This is a genomic window from Ectothiorhodospira sp. PHS-1, assembly GCF_000225005.1.
In the GTDB taxonomy this organism is placed as follows: domain Bacteria; phylum Pseudomonadota; class Gammaproteobacteria; order Ectothiorhodospirales; family Ectothiorhodospiraceae; genus Ectothiorhodospira.
This window is the reverse complement of record NZ_AGBG01000056.1, coordinates 1-5,595: the sequence shown is the minus strand read 5'-3', so window position 1 is coordinate 5,595 and position 5,595 is coordinate 1. Positions and strand designations below refer to the sequence as shown.

The following is a 5,595-nucleotide window of genomic DNA, read 5'->3' as shown; positions in this document are numbered from 1 at the left end:
AGCCTCTGAGCAGGATTCAGGTGCTTGAGATGTGGAGTGCCATTGATGTCGGAAGCGGTTATGCGGTCAAGCCCGGCGTCGTTTGGCAGAAGGGTGATGTTCTGATCTATCTTCACAGCACATTCGGGACCACGTCATTCTATACCGATGGGGCACCTGATACATTCGGGGTCGTGGTGGCGCCTTGAGTGCCTCTCTGGCCGGGTACGGTGACTCTGCCGCCTCCTGGCGGTTGCACCCTGCGGGCGTGATCGTTCGAACCCTGGATGATGGCGTGGCCGTCTTTCATCAGGGTTCGGGTGATGTCTTTGTGCTGTCCCGTTTTCACGGTGAGGTGCTGGAGCATCTGGCGGCTGGGCGCGGCGATTTCATGGCATTACTGCGGTCCTGCACCCCCGACACCGAAACTTCCGGATCCGAAGATCTCCGATGCAAAACCCAGGAAGCGTTGTATCAGGTCATGTCCACCCTGGAGGGGATGCAGTTGGTGGAGCGGACGGCATAAAGGCCTCCCTCCCGTTGGTTGAGGTGGGTGCCATCCCCGCCCGTGACTTCAGGGCGCTGGTGGCCGGTGCCGGTGCCATTATCCATTTCGGGCGCTTTTCCTTTCGCCTGAGTTCCCCCGTTGAACACCTGGCCGATGAAGTCCAGCGGATGTATCGGCATCACCCGGTGAGCCTGGAAGGGTTCGCCGACTTCCATGTGGAGGTGAGACCACCTCGCAATCTGCGCCGATGGTTCGGCAGGCAGCTTGAATTCCATGTGGACGGCAGTTCGTCTTTCTTCCCCTTGCCCCATGCGCAGGCCTTTCCGTTGCTGGAATGGGGTCTTAACTGGTGCGTGCATGACGCCGTGAAGGATTGCCTGATTCTGCACGCCGCCGTGGTGGAAAAGGACGGCAAGGCCCTGTTGATTCCCGCGCCGCCGGGTTCCGGTAAGAGCACCCTGGTGGCAGGCTTGGTGCATCACGGTTGGCGGTTGCTGTCGGATGAGCTGGCGCCGCTGGCCCTGGATGCACTCAGCATCGAAGGGTTGGCGCGCCCGATCAGTCTGAAGAATGACTCCATCGACCTGATCAAGGGGCTGGCGGGGGAGGATGCGTTCAGTGGGACGGTGCGGGACACCGTGAAGGGTTCGGTGGCGCTCATGCGCCCGCCCCGGGAGAGCGTACTGGCCGTGCGGCGTCCGGCCGCCCCGGTGGCGGTGATCTTTCCGAAATTCACCCGTGGTGCCCGGCCCATGCATCGCGGGGTGGGGCAGGGTGCCGCGTTTGCACTGCTGATGGAGAGCGCCTTCAATTTTTCAGCCCTGCGTCGGCAAGGTTTTGAAGCGTTGGCGGATCTTGTGGAGCGTTGCGGGTGCCACGAAATCGGCTACGGTAGTCTGGATGAGGGTATGCGGCTGGTGGAGGACATCCATGCCGCTGCCTGACGCGCGTGGTTCGGCAAGGGAGCTGCTCGTGTCCGGGGTGCTCAATCCCGAGGCCTTGGGAGCCCTTTCTCCCGGTCAGTGGGATGTGCTGATCAGGCAGGCTCGTCTGAGCCGATTGCTCGGCAGGCTGGCGATGCGCTTCGATGAGTGCGGACTGCTGGCGTCCGTGCCCGCCGGTCCCCGTCAGCATCTGGAATGGGCCATTATCCGGGTCAATACCCAGGCAGAGGAGCTGCGGTGGGAGCTTTCCTGTATCGAGGAGGCGCTGTCCGGGCTGGATGTGCCGGTCATCCTGCTCAAGGGGGTGGCCTACCATGTGGCCGATCTGGCATTTGCCCGGGGGCGTCTGTTTGGTGATATCGACATCATGGTGGCGCCGGAGGCGTTGCCTCGGGTGGAGGCGGCGCTGATGCTCAAGGGCTGGGTGAACAGTCATCATGATGCCTATGACCAGCGCTATTACCGTGAATGGATGCATGAATTGCCGCCGCTGCAGCATATCCGTCGCGGCACGACCCTTGACGTCCATCATTCGATCCTGCCGCCCACGGCCCGTCTGAAGACCCGTCCGGACTTGCTGATGGATGCCGCGACGACCCTCGACGGCTGTTTCTTCAGGGTGCTGGCGCCGGAGGACCGGGTGCTGCACAGCGCGACGCATCTGTTCTTTTCCGAGGGCGAGATGGCCGGTGGGCTCCGGGATCTGTTGGATCTGGACGGGATGATCCGGGGTTTTTCGGGTGACGAGGACTGGCGGCGCCTGCTGCTGCGGGCGGCCGAGATCGGGCTTGAGCGTCCCCTTTTCATGGCGCTGCATTACCTGGATCGTCTGGTGGGTACCCCTGTCCCGGGAGATGTGCTGGATCTGGCGCGACGCCGTTATCCAGTGGGGTTCGGGGGGGCGGTGCTGGACTGGGGGTTGAGGATGTCCCTGTCCCCTTCGGACACCCTGGATCGGGGTGTCCATCGGCGTTTGAGTGAGTGGTTGCTGATCATTCGGGGGCACTGGCAGAAAATGCCCCCTCATTTGCTGATGATGCACCTGGGCAGGAAGGCCTTTGTTCGGCAGTCCTGAGGCCCGGTTCATCGCCGCCGGGCCTGTTTCTTCTTAGTAGCGCGGCGCCCGTTCCCACTCCAGCGAGGTGCGAACGATGAACGCCAGGTCGTCGCGCCGCGGGGTCCAGCCCAGTGTGGCGCGGATTCGGTCCGCCGCGGCCACCAGGCTGGGTGGGTCGCCGGGGCGGCGCGGTTCTTCCCGGATGTCCAGCGGCTTGCCGTTCAGGCGCTCCACCGCATCCAGCACTTCCCTGACGCTCAGGCCGTGGCCGTAGCCCACGTTGAAGGTGTCTGATTCGCCTCCGGCGCGGAGGTGTTCCAGGGCCTTGAGGTGGGCGGCCGCCAGATCGCTGACGTGGATGTAGTCGCGCACGCCGGTGCCGTCGGGGGTGGGGTAGTCGGTGCCGAAGATGGAGACATGGGCGCGCTTGCCCACGGCGGCTTCGCAGGCCACCTTGACCAGCAGGGTGGCCTTTGCGGTGGACTGGCCGATGCGACCTTGCGGGTCGGAGCCGGCGACATTGAAGTAGCGCAGGATGACGTGGCGCATTTCGCCGGCGGCGGAGAGATCCCTGAGCATCCATTCGCTCATGAGCTTGGAGGTGCCGTAGGGGTTGATGGGGCGGTAGGGCTGTCTTCCCGGGCGATGCCGTCGTGGGGGGTGCCGTAGACGGCGGCGGTGGAGGAGAAGACGAAATGCTTGACGCCGGCCCGGGCGCAGCATTCCAGCAGGTTGCGGGTGCCGCAGGTGTTGTTGCCGTAGTACTTGAGCGGGTCGGCGACGGATTCGGGGACGATGGTGTGGGCGGCGAAGTGCATGACGGTGTCGATGTCATGCTCGTGCAGGATGCGGCTGACCAACGCCTTGTCGGCGACGTCGCCGATGATCAGTTCGCCCTGGGTGACGGCGTCGGCGAAGCCGGTGGAGAGGTTGTCCAGGACGATGACGCGTTCACCGGCCTCGGCCAGCATCAGGGCGGTGTGACTGCCGATGTAGCCGGCGCCGCCGGTGACCAGGATGGGTTTGTTTGACATGGTGATCCCTCGGGCTCAGGCCTGGATGGACCGGCCTCGGCCGATGGCGTAATAGGCAAACCCCATGTCTTCCAGGTGTCGCGGCTCGTAGAGGTTGCGACCGTCAAAGATGGTCGGGGTCTTGAGCTGCTTGCGGATCAGGTCGAAGTCCGGGCTGCGGAACACATTCCACTCGGTGACGATGGCCAGGGCGTCGGCGCCCGCCAGGGCTTCTTCGTGATCTTCGTACAGGGTCAGGTCCGGGCGCTCGCCGTAGAGGCGGGTGCATTCCTCCATGGCCACCGGATCGTGGGCACGGACATGGACGCCGGCATCCCACAGGGCTTCCATCAGGGTACGGCTGGAGGCCTCGCGCATGTCGTCCGTGTTGGGCTTGAAGGAAAGCCCCCACAGGGCGATGGTGCGGCCCTTGAGGTCGCCGTTGAAGTGGGTGCGGATCTTGTCGAACAGGCGTTCCTTCTGGCGCTCGTTCACATCCTCCACGGCGGCCAGCAGCTGGGCCTTGAAACCCACCTGGCGGGCGGTGCGTTCCAGGGCCTTCACGTCCTTGGGAAAGCAGGAGCCGCCGTAGCCGCAGCCGGGATAGATGAAGTGGTAGCCGATGCGCGGGTCGGAGCCGATACCCTGGCGCACATGCTCGATGTCGGCGCCCAGTTTTTCCGCCAGGTTGGCCAGTTCGTTCATGAAGCTGATCTTGGTGGCCAGCATGGCGTTGGCGGCGTATTTGGTGAGTTCCGCCGAGCGGATGTCCATGGCCATGACCCGGTCATGGTTGCGGTTGAAGGGGGCGTAGAGGGCGCGCATGAGTTCGGCGGTGCGCGGGTTGTCGGTGCCGACGATGATGCGGTCGGGCTTCATGAAGTCGTCGATGGCGGCCCCTTCCTTGAGGAATTCCGGGTTGGAGACCACGTCGAAGTCCACCTGGGAGCCGCGTTGGGCCAGGGTGTCGGTGATGGTTGCCTTGACCTTGTCGGCGGTGCCCACGGGGACGGTGGACTTGTTCACCACGATGCGGTATTCGCTCATGTTGTCGGCGATGGCGCGGGCCACGGCCAGTACATGGCTCAGGTCGGCGGAGCCGTCTTCGTCGGGCGGGGTGCCCACGGCGATGAACTGGAACAGGCCGTGTTTGACGCCTTCCGCCGGGTCCAGGGTGAAGGCGAGGCGGCCGGTGGCGGCGTTTTCGGCCACCAGGTCATCCAGGCCGGGCTCGTAGATGGGGATCTCGCCGCGCTTGAGGCGTTCGATCTTGTCGGGGTCGATGTCCACGCACAGGACGTGGTTGCCCACTTCCGCCAGGCAGGCGCCCGTGACCAGTCCTACGTAGCCGGAGCCGTAAATGGTGACCTTCATGTCGTGCGATATCCCCTGATGATGGATCTTGCAGGATGAAACGGGCATCGTAGCAAAGGCCCGTGATGACTTCATTAAGGAAGCGCTCCCTTCCTCGCGCCACTTCCCCAAGGCATTCACCGCCATTGCGGGAATTTCACTTCAATCGAAATTAATGCTTGACAGAAGGGTCTCGTATGCGAATAATCACCGGCTTTCACCCCTGGAGGGGTTCCCGAGCGGTCAAAGGGGGCAGACTGTAAATCTGCTGGCTCAGCCTTCGAAGGTTCGAATCCTTCCCCCTCCACCAGATTTCTGGTTCCGGTGTTCAGCATGAAAATGTGGGCGCCGGGATTCCTTCCTGAATCAGGGAAGGTGAGGTGTTTTACTTGGCGTCCCGTGTGCCGCTTCGAGCGGGCGGGTGCCGGCAAGGCGACTGAGTGGCGCTACCGGCAGTGCGGGGTTCCGCGGGTGTAGTTCAATGGTAGAACCTCAGCCTTCCAAGCTGATGATGTGGGTTCGATTCCCATCACCCGCTCCAACAGAATAGTGAATGAGTCCGGCCCATATAGCTCAGTCGGTAGAGCACTTCCTTGGTAAGGAAGAGGTCACCGGTTCAAGTCCGGTTATGGGCTCCAACGTATCTCTTTTTGTGTAAAGCAAGAACTTCAACCGGGGTGCTAGACCATGTCGAAGGAAAAATTCGAGCGTAAGAAGCCGCACGTGAACGTGGGTACCATT

Annotated in this window: 5 protein-coding genes, 3 tRNA genes and 1 pseudogene; 7 read left to right on the top strand and 2 right to left on the bottom strand. The window is 63.0% G+C overall.

Features of this window, described 5'->3' with window-relative positions:
* From ECTPHS_RS15010 to ECTPHS_RS13360, 4 genes are all read left to right on the top strand, one after another.
* The coding region (locus ECTPHS_RS15010) for a hypothetical protein (protein ID WP_008933291.1) at positions 1-188 on the top strand (188 nt) is incomplete at its 5' end.
* A 59-nt stretch (positions 189-247) separates the two neighbouring features.
* Positions 248-505 (top strand): hypothetical protein, encoded by a 258-nt coding sequence (locus ECTPHS_RS14870; RefSeq protein WP_008933290.1) that lies wholly within the window; start codon positions 248-250, stop codon positions 503-505.
* A gap of 23 nt (positions 506-528) precedes the next feature.
* Positions 529-1,431 carry an HprK-related kinase A gene (locus ECTPHS_RS13365; RefSeq protein ID WP_210386935.1) on the top strand — a complete coding sequence of 301 codons (903 nt, stop codon included), beginning with the start codon at positions 529-531 and terminating at the stop codon, positions 1,429-1,431.
* Positions 1,418-2,506, top strand: coding sequence for a nucleotidyltransferase family protein (locus tag ECTPHS_RS13360; protein ID WP_008933288.1), 1,089 nt, complete (start codon positions 1,418-1,420; stop codon positions 2,504-2,506). The genes ECTPHS_RS13365 and ECTPHS_RS13360 overlap by 14 nt, the downstream gene beginning before the upstream one ends.
* A gap of 33 nt (positions 2,507-2,539) precedes the next feature.
* Here ECTPHS_RS13360 and galE read toward each other — a convergent pair.
* Together galE and ECTPHS_RS13350 are read right to left on the bottom strand one after the other, a co-directional pair.
* A pseudogene (galE, locus tag ECTPHS_RS13355) lies at positions 2,540-3,522 on the bottom strand (UDP-glucose 4-epimerase GalE).
* A gap of 15 nt (positions 3,523-3,537) precedes the next feature.
* A complete protein-coding gene (locus ECTPHS_RS13350) occupies positions 3,538-4,875 on the bottom strand; it encodes a UDP-glucose/GDP-mannose dehydrogenase family protein (protein ID WP_008933287.1) in 1,338 nt (445 codons plus the stop codon).
* A gap of 204 nt (positions 4,876-5,079) precedes the next feature.
* Between ECTPHS_RS13350 and ECTPHS_RS13345 the strand changes: the two genes are divergently transcribed.
* The 3 genes from ECTPHS_RS13345 (at position 5,080) to ECTPHS_RS13335 (ending at position 5,492) form a co-directional block, all read left to right on the top strand.
* Positions 5,080-5,164 (top strand) — tRNA-Tyr (locus ECTPHS_RS13345).
* Between the two features lie 157 nt (positions 5,165-5,321).
* Positions 5,322-5,395: transfer RNA gene (locus ECTPHS_RS13340), tRNA-Gly, on the top strand.
* A gap of 21 nt (positions 5,396-5,416) precedes the next feature.
* A tRNA-Thr gene (locus tag ECTPHS_RS13335) sits at positions 5,417-5,492 on the top strand.
* Positions 5,493-5,595 lie beyond the last annotated feature (103 nt).